Annotated in this window: 13 protein-coding genes; 4 read left to right on the forward strand and 9 right to left on the reverse strand. The window is 68.6% G+C overall.

Annotation, left to right across the window (positions count from 1 at the left end; all coding sequences use genetic code 11):
- Positions 1-246 precede the first annotated feature (246 nt).
- Together glmS and glmU are read right to left on the reverse strand one after the other, a co-directional pair.
- Positions 247-2073, reverse strand: coding sequence for a glutamine--fructose-6-phosphate transaminase (isomerizing) (glmS, locus tag CCS01_RS17835; RefSeq protein WP_104520128.1), 1827 nt, complete (start codon positions 2071-2073; stop codon positions 247-249).
- Positions 2073-3389 (reverse strand): bifunctional UDP-N-acetylglucosamine diphosphorylase/glucosamine-1-phosphate N-acetyltransferase GlmU, encoded by a 1317-nt coding sequence (gene glmU, locus CCS01_RS17840; RefSeq protein ID WP_104520129.1) that lies wholly within the window; start codon positions 3387-3389, stop codon positions 2073-2075. The genes glmS and glmU overlap by 1 nt, the downstream gene beginning before the upstream one ends.
- A gap of 106 nt (positions 3390-3495) precedes the next feature.
- Here glmU and gph point away from each other — a divergent pair, with 106 nt between their 5' ends.
- Together gph and CCS01_RS17850 are read left to right on the forward strand one after the other, a co-directional pair.
- The gene (gene gph / locus CCS01_RS17845) at positions 3496-4155 is read left to right on the forward strand and encodes a phosphoglycolate phosphatase (protein WP_239992215.1); all 660 of its coding nucleotides are present in this window, start codon (positions 3496-3498) and stop codon (positions 4153-4155) included.
- Between the two features lie 480 nt (positions 4156-4635).
- Complete coding sequence (locus tag CCS01_RS17850) at positions 4636-8217, forward strand: ATP-binding protein (RefSeq protein ID WP_204848332.1); 3582 nt, start codon at positions 4636-4638, stop codon at positions 8215-8217.
- Positions 8218-8732: 515 nt separating this feature from the next.
- Here CCS01_RS17850 and CCS01_RS17855 read toward each other — a convergent pair.
- From CCS01_RS17855 to CCS01_RS17865, 3 genes are all read right to left on the reverse strand, one after another.
- Positions 8733-9437, reverse strand: a complete 705-nt coding sequence (locus CCS01_RS17855; protein ID WP_104520131.1) for a haloacid dehalogenase type II — start codon at positions 9435-9437, stop codon at positions 8733-8735.
- A gap of 418 nt (positions 9438-9855) precedes the next feature.
- On the reverse strand, positions 9856-10086 hold the full coding sequence (locus CCS01_RS17860) for a type II toxin-antitoxin system Phd/YefM family antitoxin (RefSeq protein WP_104520132.1): 231 nt from the start codon (positions 10084-10086) through the stop codon (positions 9856-9858).
- Positions 10087-10425: 339 nt separating this feature from the next.
- A complete protein-coding gene (locus CCS01_RS17865) occupies positions 10426-11025 on the reverse strand; it encodes a pyridoxal phosphate-dependent aminotransferase (protein ID WP_104520133.1) in 600 nt (199 codons plus the stop codon).
- Positions 11026-11104: 79 nt separating this feature from the next.
- Between CCS01_RS17865 and CCS01_RS32965 the strand changes: the two genes are divergently transcribed.
- Positions 11105-11620: a hypothetical protein gene (locus tag CCS01_RS32965; RefSeq protein WP_146101829.1), complete on the forward strand. Its 516-nt coding sequence runs from the start codon at positions 11105-11107 to the stop codon at positions 11618-11620.
- Between the two features lie 88 nt (positions 11621-11708).
- Here CCS01_RS32965 and CCS01_RS17870 read toward each other — a convergent pair whose 3' ends face one another.
- From CCS01_RS17870 to CCS01_RS17885, 4 genes are all read right to left on the reverse strand, one after another.
- Positions 11709-12956 carry a pyridoxal phosphate-dependent aminotransferase gene (locus CCS01_RS17870; RefSeq protein ID WP_104520134.1) on the reverse strand — a complete coding sequence of 416 codons (1248 nt, stop codon included), beginning with the start codon at positions 12954-12956 and terminating at the stop codon, positions 11709-11711.
- A 4-nt stretch (positions 12957-12960) separates the two neighbouring features.
- Entirely contained in the window at positions 12961-13272 is a 312-nt protein-coding gene (locus tag CCS01_RS17875) for a hypothetical protein (RefSeq protein WP_104520135.1), read from the reverse strand.
- A 130-nt stretch (positions 13273-13402) separates the two neighbouring features.
- A complete protein-coding gene (locus CCS01_RS17880; protein WP_104520136.1) occupies positions 13403-13612 on the reverse strand; it encodes an amino acid transporter in 210 nt (69 codons plus the stop codon).
- Positions 13613-13688: 76 nt separating this feature from the next.
- Complete coding sequence (locus CCS01_RS17885) at positions 13689-15173, reverse strand: gamma-glutamyltransferase (protein WP_104520137.1); 1485 nt, start codon at positions 15171-15173, stop codon at positions 13689-13691.
- A gap of 184 nt (positions 15174-15357) precedes the next feature.
- On the opposite strand from CCS01_RS17885, the gene CCS01_RS17890 reads away from it, so the two are divergent.
- Positions 15358-16104 (forward strand): DsbA family protein, encoded by a 747-nt coding sequence (locus CCS01_RS17890; protein ID WP_104520138.1) that lies wholly within the window; start codon positions 15358-15360, stop codon positions 16102-16104.
- Positions 16105-16261 lie beyond the last annotated feature (157 nt).

Raw genomic sequence — 16261 nt, forward strand, 5'->3', positions numbered from 1 at the left:
TCAGGTCGTTACGGGTAATCTTGAGCAACGCCGTCGCCTCCCTTGCGAATCGACAGTTTCGCCTATCGACTCACAACCGGCGGCGTTTGAGAATCCCCAACGAGTCAAAAATTCGGGCGGTTGGTATCATACCCGCGGTAGACTTTGCACCGCCGCGAAACGGCGCTCCGGCAGGCATGCCGTCAGACCCGTGGGCAATCACATTTCTTTTGTCCTTCAACAGCAATTCCAACGCCTGCGTGCCCGTTACTCCACCGTCACGGACTTCGCCAGGTTCCGCGGCTGGTCCACATCGGTGCCTTTCAGCACCGCCACGTGATACGCCAGCACCTGCACCGGAATCGCATACAGGATCGGCGCCACGAACGGATCGACCGCCGGCAGCACCACCGTCTCGGCCGCGATGCCCTTCAGCTTCGCCGCGCCCGCTTCGTCGCTGAACACGATCACCTGCCCGCCGCGCGCCGCCGCTTCCTGCAAATTCGACGCCGTCTTCTCGAACAGCGGCCCCGACGGCGCGATGGCGATCACCGGCACCGCCGGATCGATCAGCGCGATCGGCCCGTGCTTCATCTCGCCGGCGGCATAGCCCTCGGCGTGGATGTAGCTGATCTCCTTCAGCTTCAGCGCGCCCTCCATGGCGATCGGGAAGCAGTTGCCGCGGCCCAGGAACAGCACGTCCCGCGCCTTGGCGACACGGTGCGCGATCGCCTGGATCGCCTCGTCCTTCTCCAGCACCTCCGCCGCCCGCCCGGGCACTTCCAGCAGCGCCGCGGTCATCCGCGCTTCCTGCGCGGCACTGATCGCCTTGCGTGCCCGCGCCGCGGCCAAAGCGAGGCAGGCCAGCACGGAAAGCTGCGCGGTGAACGCCTTGGTGCTGGCAACGCCGATCTCCGGCCCGGCGACGGTTTCCAGCACCGCATCGCTCTCGCGCGCCATGCTGCTTTCGGCGACGTTGACGATCGACAGCACGCGCTGCCCCTGCTCGCGCATGTAGCGCAGTGCCGCCAGCGTATCCGCCGTCTCGCCCGACTGCGACACCAGCAGCCCCAGCCCGTCGCGCGGCAGCGGCGGCGCGCGGTAGCGGAACTCGCTGGCGACGTCGCCGTCGGCCGGGATGCGCGCCACCGCCTCGAACCACCAGCGGCCCACCAGCCCGGCGTAGAAGGCGCTGCCGCAGGCGCTCATGGTGATGCGCGAGATGTTGGCGAAATCGATCCCCAGGTCCTCCGGCAGGCCGACGGCGCGGGTCGCGGGGCTGACCATCCGGTGCAGCGTGTCGCCGATGACTGCCGGGTGCTCGTGCAGCTCCTTCTCCATGAAGTGGCGGAAGTTGCCCTTGCCGATGGCGGCGCCGGTCAGCCGGGTCAGCTTGATCTCGCGCTCGACCTCGTTGCCGTCCATGTCGAAGAACCGCGCGCCGTGGCGGTCCACCACCGTCCAGTCGCCGTCGTGCAGATAAGCGATGCGGCGGGTCAGCGGCGCCAGCGCCAGGGCGTCGGAGCCGACGAACATCTCCTCCTCGCCGAAGCCCACCGCTAGCGGCGCGCCGTGCTGCGCCGCCACCATCAGCTCGGGGTGGCCGGCGAAGATGATCGCCACGGCATAGGCGCCTTCCAGCCGCCGCAGCGCCGCCCCAGCCGCCTCGATCGGCTTCATGCCCTGCTTGAGGTACAGATCCACGAGCTGCGCCACCGTTTCGGTATCGGTCTCGGTGTGGAAGACCTGCCCCGCGGCCTCCAGCTCCTCGCGCAGTTCGGCGTGGTTCTCGATGATGCCGTTGTGCACCAGCGACACCAGGTCGGTGCCGTGTGGATGCGCGTTGCTTTCCGTCGGCGCGCCGTGCGTCGCCCAGCGGGTGTGGCCGATGCCGATGGTGCCGGACAGCGGCTTGCGATCGAGCGACGCCGCCAGGTTGTTCAGCTTGCCCTCGGCGCGGCGGCGGTCGATCGCCCCGTTCACCAGGGTGGCGATGCCGGCGCTGTCATAGCCGCGGTATTCCAGCCGGCGCAGCGCGTCCAGGATGGTCGGCGCGGCCGCATGGGAACTGATGACACCAACAATTCCGCACATCAGAGCTTTCCTTTCCTTGCCGCGGCCCGCATCGCGATGGCCCGCCCGGGCTTCTGCACCTGCCGTCCGCGCGCGAGCGCCAGCGCGTCCGGCTCGACATCGTCGGTGATGACGCTGCCGGCGCCGATGATCGCGCCGTCACCGACGCTGACCGGCGCCACCAGCGCGGTGTCGGAGCCGATGAACACGCCGGCGCCGATGCGGGTGCGGTGCTTGTTGACACCATCGTAGTTGCAGGTGATCGTTCCGGCACCGATATTCGTGCCGGCGCCGACGCTGGCGTCGCCGATATAGCTCAGGTGATTGGCCTTCACCCCCGGCGCCAGCGTCGCGGCCTTGACCTCGACGAAGTTGCCGACATGCACGTCCTGTTCCAGCTTCGTGCCGGGCCGCAGCCGGGCGAACGGGCCGATGATGCAGCCGGGGCCGATGTCCACGCCCTCCAGGTGGCTGAACGCCCGGATGGTGACGGCGCTGGCGACGCTGACGCCCGGGCCGAACACCACGTTCGGCTCGATGGTTACGTCCGTGCCCAATTTGGTATCGGCGGCGAGGAACACCGACGACGGGTCCACCATCGTCACCCCGGCCTCCATCGCCACTTCCCGCATCCAGCCTTGCAGCACCGCCTCGGCGCGCGCCAGCTCGCCGCGGGAATTGACCCCGGCGAGTTCGTCGGCGGGCGCCTCGACCACGCCGACCGGGCGGCCTTCGGCGTGGGCGAGGGCAACGGCGTCGGTCAGGTAGTATTCGCCCTTGGCGTTGTCGGCGCGCACCGCCCGCAGCCAGCGCGTCATGTCGGACGCGGCGCCGCACAGCACGCCGGCGTTGCACAGCGGTACGGCGCGCTCGGCGGGCGTCGCATCGGCATACTCGACGACCCGCTCGACCAGGCCGTCCGGCCCGGCGATCACGCGGCCATACTCCGCGGGATCCTGCGGCCGGAACGCCAGCAGCGACAGGCCGCCGGCGCCGTGCCCCTCCAGCAGGCGGCGCAGGGTCGCGGTGCGGATCAGCGGGTTGTCGGCATACAGCACGGCGACGTGGCCGGTGCCGAAGTGCTCGACCGCCTGCAACGCCGCGTGCGCGGTGCCGAGGCGTTCCTGCTGCACGACGCACGCATGCGGCGCGGCTTCCTTGCGCACCGCGTCCATCTCCGGTCCCAGGACCACCACGATGCGGTCGAACACCGGCTCACAGCTCGCCAGCAAGTGGCGCAGCATCGACCGCCCGGCCAGCCGGTGCAGGGTCTTTGGCAGGGTTGACTTCATCCTGGTTCCGAGCCCGGCGGCCAGGATGACGGCGGTTGCTTGCATAGGCGGTTCCTGCTTCGCTACGAGGTCTGGCGTAGCGGCGCCCCCGTGCGCTGTCAAAACCAACCGTTGTTATCCTGGCTCAAATCCCATTGCGGAGTGCAACATAGTGCTGCGGACCCTGCTGCTCGACCTGGACGGCACCCTGGTGGACACGCTCCCGGACCTCACCGCGGCGCTGAACCGGCTGATGGCGGCCCGCGCCTTGCCGCCGTTCCCCCCGGCCGAGGTCGCCACGATGGTCGGCGACGGGGTGGCGGTGCTGCTGGCGCGGGCATTCGCCGCCCGTGGCCGGGAACCCGACCCCGAGGCGCTGGCGGCGTTCATGGCCGACTACGAGTCGCATGTCGCGGTGGAGAGCCGGCTGTTCCCCGGGGTGCGCCCGGCGCTGGACGATCTGGCGGGGCAGGGCTGGCAGTTCGCCGTCTGCACCAACAAGCCCGAGGGTGCGGCGCGCGCCCTGCTGGACTCGCTGGGCGTCCTGCCGCTGCTGCGCGCCGTCGGCGGCGGCGACAGCTTTCCGACGCGCAAGCCCGACCCGGCGCACCTGCTGGCGACCCTGGCGCGGGCCGGCGGCGAGGTTGCGCAGACCGTGGTGCTGGGCGATCACCGCAACGACGTGACGGCGGCGCGGCAGGCCGGGGTCCCCTGTATCTTCGCCGTCTGGGGCTATGGCGCCCCGTCAATGGCCGAGGGCAGCACCGCCGTCGCCCGCGATTTCGCCGAGGCCGCCGCCATCGCCAACCGGCTGCTGCCGCCGTCCCGTTGATGCCGCGGGCGCGCAGGGCCGTTGCCTCGTCGTCATGGCCGGGCATGTCCCTACGGGATGCACAGATCTCTGAAACGATTAAGCGATATCCTTTGTTATCAATGGGTTAGGGGAGATTTTTGTATATACAGAAACCTTTGGCCAACCCACTGATAACAAGAGACTTTTTCAGATAACCGGAGGTCGTTTCAGAGATGTGTGTACGCGACAGGGCGTGTCCCGGCCATCCACTCCCCGCCGTCGAAGCGCGGTTGGCTGGAACACGCCCGGCCATGCGAGGGGCAACGGACCCGGCTGCCGGATGCTGCTCCGACCCCGGGGAATCCCAACTGCCGGCTGTGTTGCCCCTGGAGCACTGGCAGGATTCCGTTGCCGCCCCATATCCCTCATCTCTCCGTGAAGATCCTCCGGAACCCGGCGTTGTCATTTCGCACAACCGCCGGAGTATTTTAGGACCTGGAATTAGCCTGGGAGGTCAACGTGTTCTCGATCAACCGGATATCTGGCGATGGGCGGGCGCCGGATCCGGATGCGTATGTCTCGGCGTTCGCCCGCGCCGGCGGCGAGATGGCGGCGCTCATTGCCTCGGCCGACTGGTCCGCGACCGCCCTCGGCCCGGCGGAAACTTGGCCGCAGAGCCTGCTGACCATCCTGCGCATCATGGTCACCTCGCGCTACGCCATGTGGATGGCCTGGGGCCCGGAGCTGACGTTCTTCTGCAACGACGCCTACACCCCGACGCTCGGCGTCAAGCATCCCTCGGCGCTCGGCCGCCCGGCGAACGAGGTGTGGTCGGAGATCTGGCGGGATATCGGGCCGCGCATCGAATCGGTCATGCGCACCGGCCAGGCCACCTGGGACGAGGGCCTGCTGCTGTTCCTGGAGCGCAGCGGCTATACCGAGGAAACCTACCACACCTTCTCCTACAGCCCGCTGCCGGATGACGAAGGCGCCATTGCCGGCATGCTCTGCGTGGTGGCGGAGGAAACCCAGCGGGTCATCGGCGAGCGCCGTGTCGCCACGCTGCGCGACCTGGCCAGCGAACTCGGCGCGGTCCGGTCGGAGGCGGAGGTGCTCCAGGCCATCGAGCGCTCGCTCGGGCGCAACACCCGGGACATTCCGTTCAGCCTGATCTACCTCGCGGACGGCGACAGCGGGCGCCTGCGCCGGGTCGACGAAACCGGCGGGATCGACAGCCAGTTGGCCCCGGCCATCGTCGAGCAGCCGGAGAGCCTGCCCTGGCCTGCCATCGAAATCCTGTCCGGGCACGAGAAGCGCCGCCTGCACGACGTCAGCACCATGACCGGCCTGGCGACCGGCGCCTGGGACAAGCCGCCGCGCCAGGTGGCCGTGGTGCCGATCGCGCCGCAAGGCGAGGGGCAGCAGAGCGGCCTGTTCATCGCCGGGCTCAATCCGTACCGGCCGTTCGACGAGGCCTATGCCGGCTTCATCGACCTGGTCGCGGCGCAGATCGCCTCCGGCCTCGCCGCCGCCCGCGCCTATGAGGCCGAGCGCCGCCGCGCCGAGGCGCTGGCCGAGATCGACGCCGCCAAGACCGCCTTCTTCTCCAACGTCAGCCATGAGTTCCGCACGCCGTTGACGCTGATGCTGGGCCCGCTGGAGGAGGAGATCATCACCCGCGTCCGCGACGACAGCGTGGAACGGCTGTCCATGGTCCACCGCAACGGCCTGCGGCTGCTGCGGCTGGTCAACACGCTGCTGGACTTCTCCCGCATCGAGGCCGGGCGGGTGCAGGCCCGCTTCCAGCCGGTGGACCTCGCGGCCTTCACCGCGGACCTCGCCAGCAACTTCCGCTCGGCCTGCGAGCGCGCGGGACTGCGGCTGGAGACGCGCTGCCCGAAGCTGCCGCAGCCGGTGTATGCCGATCCCGAGATGTGGGAACGGATCGTGCTGAACCTGGTGTCCAACGCGTTCAAGTACACCCTGTCCGGCGCGATCACCGTCGCCATGGAGGCCAGCGCCGACGGCCGGGCGGCGGTGCTGACGGTGCGCGACACCGGCACCGGCATCCCGGAGGCGGAACTGCCACGCATCTTCGACCGGTTCCACCGCATCGAGGGCCAGCGCGGCCGCACCCTGGAAGGCACCGGCATCGGCCTCGCTTTGGTCAACGAACTCGTCCGGCTGCACGGTGGCACGATCGCGGTGCAGAGCCAGGTCCGCGTCGGCACAACCGTGACCGTGGCAATCCCGTTCGGGCGGGCGCACCTGCCGCCGGAGCGCGTCTCCGAGACCCCGGCCCGCATCGTCGCCGCCGAGAGCAGCTCGGCCGCCGCCTTCGTCGAGGAAGCGCTGCGCTGGCTGCCGTCGGACGGCGACGCCCCATCGGTTGCCGGTGCGTCGCTGGCCGGCGACGTGCTGGATACGCCCAGCGCCTTGTCCGGACTTGGCCTCGGCGCTGTCGCGCCGGCGCCGGAGCGGCCGCGAATCCTGCTGACCGACGACAATGCCGACATGCGGGACTATGTCAGCCGCCTGCTGCGGGCCTCGTATGACGTCGAGGCGGTGGGCGACGGGCAGGAGGCGCTGCAGGCCGCCCGGGCGAAGCGGCCGGACCTGATCCTGTCGGACGTGATGATGCCGCGCCTGGACGGGTTCGGCCTGCTGGCCGCGGTGCGCGCCGACGCCGATTTGCGCGACCTGCCGGTGATCCTGCTGTCGGCACGGGCCGGCGAGGAAGCACGGCTGGAGGGCCTGGATGCCGGCGCCGACGACTACCTGGTCAAGCCGTTCTCGGCGCGGGAGCTGCAGGCGCGGGTACGGTCGAACCTGGACCTCGCGCGGCTGCGCCGGCAGGCGCGCGATGCGCTGCGGCATGCCAACGAGCAACTGGAACAGCGTGTCGCGGCCGAGATGGAGAAGCGGGCGCAGGCCGAGGAATCGCTGCGCCAGTCGCAGAAGATGGAGGCCATCGGCCACCTGACCGGCGGCGTCGCGCACGACTTCAACAACCTTCTCACAGTCATTGGCGGCGGCGTCGAGACGGCGCAGCGGCTGCTGTCGGCGATTCCGGAGATTGCCGAGGACCCCAAGGTGAAGCGGGCGCTGGGCATGATATCCCAGGGTGCCGAGCGGGCGGCGACGCTGACGCACCGGCTGCTGGCGTTCGCCCGCCGCCAGACGCTGGACCCGAAGCCGCTGGACGCCAACAAGCTGGTCGCCGGCATGTCGGAGCTGCTGCGCCGCACCCTGGGCGAGTCGGTGGCGCTGGAGACGGTGCTGGCCGGCGGGCTGTGGCGCACCATCGCCGACGCCAACCAGCTGGAGAACGCGCTGCTGAACCTGGCGGTGAACGCCCGCGACGCCATGCCGCAGGGCGGCAAGCTGACGATCGAGACCGCGAATGCGTTCCTCGACGAGGCTTATGCGGCCAAGCATGACGACGTCGCGCCCGGCCAGTACGTGATGATCGCCGTCAGCGACACCGGCACCGGCATGGACCGGGAGACGCTGGACCGGGTGTTCGAGCCGTTCTTCACCACCAAGGACGTCGGCCACGGCACCGGCCTGGGCCTGAGCCAGGTCTATGGCTTCATCAAGCAGTCGAACGGCCACGTGAACCTGTACAGCGAGCCCGGCCAGGGCACCGCGGTGAAGCTCTACCTGCCGCGCCTGACCGCCGAGGCGCCGGACGAGGAGGCGGACAAGGCGCATCAGGCGATCGTCCATGGCCGGGGCGAGACGATCCTGGTGGTGGAGGACGAGCCGGCGGTGCGCGACTACTCCGCATCGTCGCTGCGGGAGCTGGGCTACCGGGTGCTGTCGGCGGGGGACGGCAAGGCGGCGCTGCGGCTGCTGGCGCGGGACCCGGCGATCGCGCTCCTGTTCACCGATGTCGGCCTGCCGGGCGGGATGACCGGCAGTCAACTGGCCGACGCGGCGCGGGCGCAGCGGCCGGACCTGAAGGTGGTTTACACCACGGGCTATGCCCGCAACGCCATCGTGCATGGCGGCGTGCTGGACCCGGGGACGGAGATGCTGCCAAAGCCGTTCAGCCTGGCCACGCTGGCGGCGAAGATCCGGACGGTCCTGGATGGGTGAGGCACCGGGGCGTGCCGGGACAGAATGATGGTTGGGCGGCGTGCCGGAGGCGCGGCAGGCGTGAGCACCCGTCTGGCGCTGGCACGGCCTCGGTCTGATACGGGGTGGGTGCGTTCCCGGTGGGGGCAGCGTGGCGAAACGAACCTCAACAGTGCGTTCGCTGCCGGGGTGCGTCCCCGGTGGGGGCAGCGTGGTTGACGGTGTATTTCTGTTCGCACAGAGAAGAATCCGAGGGTGACGGAGGGTCACAGGGAATCAGGGGGACATTGCGCGGCCCGGTGCGGATGTTGCCGTCGTACCGAGATGTAGATACTGCCGTCGTCCCTGGCAGGGTCTCATCGGCCCGGCCATCCGGCGATGCCTGGCGTCGCTTGCCCCGGCAGTGCCTGGCGTCGTCATTCGCTTCGCGCGTAGCGCCATAACCTCTTCTCTGCGGCCCTCCGCGACCCTCAGCTTTTCCTCTGTGGTTAGACATCCGGACGATACGCCCGCACGTCCGCCCCCGGTGACCCCCCTCAGCCGAGAAGATCGGCGAGTTCCGTCATGCTGGCGACGACCAGGTCCGGCTGGTGCGGCCAGCGGGCAAACGGACGGCGGCGGCGGTTGATGAACGCGGTCCGCATCCCGGTGGCCTTGGCGCCGACGCAGTCGAATTCATGGTTGGCGACGAACAGGACCTCGTCCATCGCGACGCCCATCTTCCGCGCCGCCATCTCATAGGTCGCGCGGTGCGGCTTGAAGGCGTTGGCCTCGGCGACCGAGATGACGGCGTCGAACGGGATGCGGTGATACTGCTTCGCGGTCTCCAGCATATCGGGATCGCCGTTGGACAGCACGACCAGCCTGTACGCCTTGTGCAGGCGGGCGAGCGCCTCGGGTACTTCCGGGAAGCAGGCCAGGCGTTCGATCGCCGCGACCAGAGCGTGGACCTCCTCCTCGGTATGGGCGATGCCGGCGCGCTCCATGACCTGGCGGACGGACAGATGGCCAATCTGCCGGTAGGACGTGTGCGCGCGGCCGAGCAGGGCGTCGATCATGGAATTCTCGAAGTGGGTGCGGCGCCACCAGGTGACGAAGGCGTCGGGGTCGCCGGTCCAGCCCTTGGCCCGGAGGAACGGGGCGGCGAATTCGCGCAGGCCGCCCTGCATGTCGACCACGGTGCCGTACTGGTCGAACATGCACAGCCGGATGGTGGACTTCAGGGTCTGGATATCGGTCATGGCCGTCTCCCGGTTGCCGGGGCCGAGGATAGGCCGGATGCTGCCTGCGTGCACCCTCCTGCGCTGGCGGCGATCGGCGCCCGGTCCCAGGTGCCAGTGTTGATGGGACGGAAGAAGCTGCACGAACCTGTCCGAGGCCCACGGTAACCGTCTGGGCGGTTGCAACTGTTGATTATAACACAAAGACACTAAGCCACTAAGAACACAGTGTGCCCGGGTGGCTGCCGGGCGTTGTTCCTGTCTTCCGGCAGTGACATGGGGCATGGCTTTACAACTGGCCAAGGACGGGTTTGTCGGGATTGAGCCTGCAGGCTCGATACGGTCCAGCGAGCACCGGGTCACGCAACCACAAGCTGCAAGGCGAATGCGAACTCGAAAACTCGTGGGCTGGGTAGTGTATGGGTATCCAGCAGCAGCCTCAGAGGCCCCATTCCGCTGCTTCCTCATCCGACACCGGTGCAAAGGCACTCCAGGGAACCGGCGGACATTGATCTTTTCCCAGCCCGAAAACCGGCTGCGGTCTGATCGGCACGAGTTTCGCCACTGGCCTGCCATGGATGGCAATCGTCACGGACTCACCCTGCTGGGCCAGCGCGACCAACCTGGATAGCTGGCTCTTCGCTTCATGCATGTTGACGACGTGTTCCATCGGCCATGCTCCTTCCAGATTTTTGGCCAAGTTTCGGTGATGCCGTCAGGCGTCCGGACCGGTCTGGCCGGTTGCCGAGGCACGGCCGCGCAGAGCGTGCGATTACTGTTACAGCTACAGCAAACCGCAGGCGGATTGGGACGCGCGGCCATTGGCTTGCCGTCATGGCGGGCGCAGGCCCGCGATCAACAGCTTGTGGTGCTGATATCGGCCAAAGGCGTGGATGGCGGCCCTTCCGCCGCCATGACGATGAAAGCAAGCCGCCGGCCTGTCTCAACTGACCTTCGGATCACTGCGGCAGCGCGAGATACAACGCCCGTCCGACAGGCGTGCTCCCTATTATCGCCAGCCTTTCAGCCGCTCTGCCGCTTCCTGCATATCCGCCTCCGGCCCGCAGTAGCTGAACCGCAGGAAGCGGTTGCCGCGCCCGCGGTCGAAATCGACGCCGGGGCTGACCGCGACGCCGGCCTCCACCAGCATGCGGGCGCAAAAGCCGGCGCTGTCGTTGCTGCGGTTGCTGATGTCGGCGAACAGGTAGAACGCGCCCTCGGCCGGCGACAGCCGGGTGAAACCCGCCTGTGGCAGCGCCGCCAGCAGGTGATCGCGGGAGCGGCGGTAGCGGGCGACGTTGGCCTGCAGTTCCGCCTGGCAGTCGAACGCCGCCTCGGCGACAACCTGGGAGATATAGGGCGCGCTGATGAACATGTTCTGCGCCAGGCACTCCACCGGCCGCACCAGATCGGCCGGCAGCACCATCCAGCCGATACGCCAGCCGGCCATGGAGAAGTATTTCGACGATTTTCTCACAATGACGGAGCGAACGCTGGCCCTCGACACGACTCCATAATGGATATTATACCGCGTTATGACCGTAGGCTCGCTATCGTTACTGGGTGCCTTGTGCTTCGGGTGGTTTGCGCTTGCGGGCAGGCGCGGCATAGAAATGCGGAAAGAAGGTGACTACCGTGGGGCTTGGGGGTGGACATTCTGGTCGGCGGCCCCTGCGACGGCGTTGGCCGTGCTATCGTTCTGGGGTAGCGAGGCGGACGTGACGGCGAGAAACCTAACATTGGGAATCTTCGGCGGCTTGGTGGGAGCCTCTGCGCTGATTTGGACCGGATATCTTGTCGGCGATGGCACTAAAACTCGATTGGCGCCAGGCGCGGAGCCGACGGCAAGCCCTTCACCGGCCGTGAGTGTGCCTCCCATCGGTGCATCTGGAAACTTCAATTTCAACCAAAGCGGCGGCGTTGTTAACCAAACTTACATCAATCAAGCTCCGGGAAAGCTCGAATTCAGCGATGCTCTGGGGACTGAACTGCTTGCCAAAATTCCCAAGGGCAAACCGATCACGGTAATCGTCACCGGCTCCCGATCTGATATCCAAATCGGCCATCAAATAAACAATTTTCTCGTAGCGAATGGATATCAAACTAGGTTTAGCATCATCGGTATGATGATACCGCAGCCGGATCGTCCCATAACTTGGGACGCTGCAACGTCTGAACTCGTCGTCGCGCCGAGCGTCAGGTAGACCACACTCGGAGCCGCGACCACAATGACCACGCCATCGACCGGCACTGCTGGCTTGGCTTTGCCGCAGAACGATTTGTCATGTAGCGCTATCGCCACTTTTTCAGTCGTTCGGCGGCTTCCGCCATATCAGGTTCCGGCCCGCAATAGCTGAACCTGACGAACAGGTTCCCGCGAGCACGGTCAAAGTCCACACCCGGTGAGACCGCCACCCCAGCTTCATTCAGCATCCGCGCGCAGAACGCCTTGCTGTCGTTGGTTCGGTCGCTGACGTCAGCCCATAGATAGAAAGCTCCCTCTGCCGGGGACAGCCGGGAAAACCCGGCATCCGGCAGCCCCTTCAGCAGCAGATCACGGGACCGCCGATACCGCGCGACGTTGGCTTGCAACTCCGCCTCGCAGTCGAACGCAGCCTCCGCCGCGATCTGGGACAGGTGCGGCGCTGAGATGAACATGTTCTGAGCAAGACACTCGACCGGGCGAATCAGATCATCAGGCAGAACCATCCAGCCGACACGCCAGCCGGTCATCGAGAAGTACTTCGAGAACGAACCGATAACAACGGCATTCGGACTGAACGCGGCAGCCGTCGCCAGCCCCACATTTTGGTCGTGATTCGGAAACTGCTTCGAGAAGCTGTTCACCACCACGGCGCTGTCGCTGAACTCCGCGGCCGAGGCGATCGGGCTGTCATAGTTCAGTCCGTGATAGATCTCGTCGCTGATCAGCCGCACGCCGTTGGCATCGCACCAAGCGGCGATGGCGGCCAGTTCGTCGCGGTGCAGCATCGTGCCGACCGGGTTGCACGGGCTGGCGACGATCAGGCCGTCGGGCGGCGGGTCCAACGCTTCCAGCATCGCCACGCTGGGCTGGAAGCGGGTGTCCGGACCGGCCTCCAGGATCACCGGGGTCATGCCCAGCGCGGTCAGGATGTTGACGTAGGGCGGGTAGAACGGCGCCGCCAAAGCAATGCGGTCGCCGCGGTCGAACGCCGCCAGGAACGCCAGCGGGAACGCCCCCGACGCGCCCACCGTCACCGCGATCCGCTCGATCGGCAGGTCCAGCCGGTACCAGGCGCGGACATGGGCGGCGATGCGTTCCCGCAGCGAGCGCAGGCCGAACGCCTCGGTGTAGCCCAGCGGATGGCCGGACCGCAGCGCGGCCTGGGCGGCGGCGACCGCGCCGGTGGGGGCGCCGGTGCCGGGCTGGCCGACCTCCATGCGGATGACGTGCGGGTCGCCGGGCGGCAACGCGGCCTGGCGCGCGTTCGCGGCGGCGATCACGTCCATCACCATGAACGGCGGCGCCAGCGCGCCCTTGCCGATTTTCAGTGCCATCGGGTCAGTCCTGCCAGGTGATGCGGGTGGCCATGATCTTCGTCTGGTCTCCCTGCAGGAGTCCATCCACCGTCACGATGCACGGCCTGCCGACGCCGGTGCATTTGCGCAGCCGGTGGATTTCCTCCTCCGGCAGCCGCGAGGCGATGACGCGGTAGCGCTGCCGCGGCTTCTCGCCGATGCCCAGTTCGCAGAACGTGGCGTTGCAGATGATCCGGCCGGGGCCGATGGTGACCGGGGCGGCGCGCTGAGCCTGCGCCGCGCCGGTGGCCAGCAGGACCAGGACAGGGCTCAGCCAATGGGCCGATCGTGTCATACAGGGTCCTTTTGACCGGCCGGCTGTTTGATCGGTCAGTGGAAGCGCCTGGAAAGCCAGAATCCGCCGACGCCAACGAAGGCGGCGATCAGCGCCGGCAGGACAATCCAGGTTACAACCTGATCCCAAGTCATTCGTCCAACCCTCCAAGGACGGCCAACGCCGTCAGGTGCAGGCCGGCCGCTAACAGACACCAGGTGACCGTGACGGTAAACCGTCCAGTTGAGGCCAACTGCCCATTGACCTCCGGCGCGATGAAGCCAGCCACCAGAAACGCCACCGCGACGTTGTTGATGGTGGTCGCGATCAGCCTGGCCCGCTCATTGTTGGCGTTGCTCACGGATTTGTCTCTGGCACGTTTCGCCGGTTGACGCGGTGGAGACAGAGGCGTCCTGCTCGCCGCCGGGCACCGCCTTTCAGTTCGCCCCCAGCGCCAGCCCGGCCTCGCGCGGGTCTTTGGCCCAGCCGCAGCTGCTCTGGTCGCCCGGCAGGTCGCCGGCGCAGGCGATGACGTTGGCGCGGCCCGGCTCGGGCACCGGCGCCGGCATCGGCTGGTTGCTGCGCAGCGTGTTGATCAGCGCCGCGGCGACGGCCAGCGCCGCGCCTTCCTGGCCGGAGCCGGCGGCCTCGGCGCGGAATGCCTTGTCGCGGGCGTTCCACACCAGCCCGGCCGCCAGCAGCGGCGGCGGCACGGCGGCCGGCGAGGCCGCGGCGAGGAAGCCCAGGCCCGGCAGGATGCGCCCGGTGCCGAACAGGTTGTCCATGGTCAGGGCGCAGGCCACGGCGTTGCCGTTGCGGTCGAGCGTGACGAAGCTGGTCGAGGCCGGGAACACCATCGGACCCGCCGGCGGCAGGTCGCGCGTCGCCAGCAGCGTCTCGGGCGTCACGCCGCCGGCCCGGTAGCGCGCCACAACCGCCAGGGCCCGCGCCTGCGCGGCGGACAAGTCGTTTGGATTCGCGGCCAGCACGCCGAACGCGGCGTCGGCCGCCAGGCCGCCATCCGCCGGCGGCGGCAGGAAGGCGACCCGGTCGTTGCCGTACGACGCAACCAGCGGCAGCCCCAGCTTCGGCAGCGCGCGGCGCAGGTCCAGCATCGTCATCGGCCCGCCGATGAGCGTCGAGTCCTGCACGATCCGGCTGGCCAGCAGGCCGAGGTACATGTCGCCGACCCCGGCGGTGCGGATCTGCGCCAGGGTGGCGGCGAGATCGGGCTGCCGCAGCATCTGGCCCTCGGTCAGCGCCGCGCCGTTCTGGCTGAACACCGCGCGGGCGTTCGGGTCCGCCAGCAGCGGGCCGGCGACCAGCGCCAGGTCCTTCGCCAGGGCACGCGAGACCGGCGTGCCGAAGCGGGCCAGTTGCTCGGCCGAGGCGACCATGCCCTCGAACGGCCGCGTGCCGTAGCGGGCATGCAGCAGGAACAGCCCGCGCGCCAGCATCGGCACCGCCGCCGGCCGATCGGCGTTGGCGCCGGGCGCGGTGGGGGCGCGGGGGGTGAACATGATGGCTTCCGGCACGCCGCCGGCCTGGCCGCTGGGATTCGGGGAATAAGCGATGCAGGCGCCGCCGCCGCCCAGGCCGGCGCGCGAGGGCAGGGTCACCGCCAGGGTCAGGCCCACCGCGACCGCGGCATCGGCGGCGGTGCCGCCGGCGGACAGCATCTCCCGCCCCGCCAGCGCGGCGCGCGGGTCATCCGCCACCACGCCGCCCAGGAAGCCCGACACATAGCCCGGCTGGCCGATGGTGGGCCCGCCGCCGCCCAGGACCGTATCCTTGACGCTGCTGACGGTGGAGCAGCCCGGCAGCGCCGCCAGCACGGCCAGCGCGGCCGTGAAGCGCGGCGCCCGCCGGCGGGCCGGGCGCGGCTTGGGAAGCGGGAGACGGGGAAGTGGGCCGCGACGCATTGGGGTCATCCTGTCGGTATCGCCATCCGGGGTCGCGCCGAGCCGAGCCAACACGTCCTGCCGTTAACGCCGCGTGCCATAACCGGGTTCGGCATCAGCGGCAACATCACTTGGCGTATCGGGCTGTGACGGCGGCCGGGTTTGCCGCTAGACTGGCGGGCAGTCACCTTACGAAAGACCTTCCATGAGTCGCCTGCTGCGGGCTGTGGCCCTGGTTCTGCCCCTGATGTTGCTGGCCCAGATGTTGGCGGCCCACTCGGCCTTTGCCGACGCGTTCACGCCGGCCCAGCGTAGCGAGATCGTCGCCATCGTGCGCGACGCCCTGAAGAACGACCCATCGATCCTGCGCGACGCCATCACCGCCCTACAGGCCCAGGAAGAGCAACAGACCCAGGACGCCGCCCGCGCCGCCATCGCCAAGGCCGGCAACCGGCTGGTGACTCCGGCCGATCCGGTCGCCGGCAACCCGCAGGGCGACGTGACGATCGTCGAGTTCTTCGACACGCGCTGCCCGTACTGCCGCCGGATCGAGCCGGTCGTGGACAGCTTCCTGAAGCAGGACGGCAAGGTCCGGCTGGTTTACAAGGACCTGCCGATCCTGGGACCGGCGAGCGTGCTGGGCACCAGGGCGCTGCTGGCGGCGCAGCGGCAGGGCGCCTACCTGAAGATGCGGGAGGCGGTGATGAAGCTGCCGCCCGACACCTCCATGGCGCAGCTTGAGACGACGGCGCGCTCGCTGGGGCTGGACTGGCCGCGGATGAAGCAGGACATGGACGATCCCTCGGTGCAGGTCCGGATCGATGCCAACCTGAAGCTGGCGCACGAGCTGGGAATCCGCGGCACGCCGGCGCTGGTGGTCGGCGACACGCTGATCCCGGGCGCGGTCGACATGGCGGACCTGCGCAAGGCGGTGGCCGACGCCCGGCAGTAAATATCCCCCGGCAGAGCCGGGGGCTTTATAGTGTTGGCCGCTCAAAGCGGCCGGGCGGGTCGCTGACGCGGCCCGTTGAGTGTGAGCCGCTCAAAGCGGCAAGCGGGACCGCTAACGCGGTCCCGGGTTCAGTTGGCCACTAAAGTGGCCGGTTCAG

Origin of the sequence: Rhodopila globiformis (genome assembly GCF_002937115.1) — a bacterium.
GTDB lineage: Bacteria > Pseudomonadota > Alphaproteobacteria > Acetobacterales > Acetobacteraceae > Rhodopila > Rhodopila globiformis.

What these genes read in the sequence shown, in the direction of transcription:
- CCS01_RS17855 (WP_104520131.1), bottom strand. Translation starts at nt 9,437, where the DNA reads ATGACCGATATCCAGACCCTGAAGTCCACCATCCGGCTGTGCATGTTC.
- glmU (WP_104520129.1), bottom strand. Translation starts at nt 3,389, where the DNA reads ATGCAAGCAACCGCCGTCATCCTGGCCGCCGGGCTCGGAACCAGGATG.
- CCS01_RS17885 (WP_104520137.1), bottom strand. Translation starts at nt 15,173, where the DNA reads ATGCGTCGCGGCCCACTTCCCCGTCTCCCGCTTCCCAAGCCGCGCCCG.
- CCS01_RS17870 (WP_104520134.1), bottom strand. Translation starts at nt 12,956, where the DNA reads ATGGCACTGAAAATCGGCAAGGGCGCGCTGGCGCCGCCGTTCATGGTG.
- CCS01_RS17860 (WP_104520132.1), bottom strand. Translation starts at nt 10,086, where the DNA reads ATGGAACACGTCGTCAACATGCATGAAGCGAAGAGCCAGCTATCCAGG.
- CCS01_RS17865 (WP_104520133.1), bottom strand. Translation starts at nt 11,025, where the DNA reads ATGCCGCGCCTGCCCGCAAGCGCAAACCACCCGAAGCACAAGGCACCC.
- CCS01_RS17890 (WP_104520138.1), top strand. Translation starts at nt 15,358, where the DNA reads ATGAGTCGCCTGCTGCGGGCTGTGGCCCTGGTTCTGCCCCTGATGTTG.
- glmS (WP_104520128.1), bottom strand. Translation starts at nt 2,073, where the DNA reads ATGTGCGGAATTGTTGGTGTCATCAGTTCCCATGCGGCCGCGCCGACC.
- CCS01_RS17875 (WP_104520135.1), bottom strand. Translation starts at nt 13,272, where the DNA reads ATGACACGATCGGCCCATTGGCTGAGCCCTGTCCTGGTCCTGCTGGCC.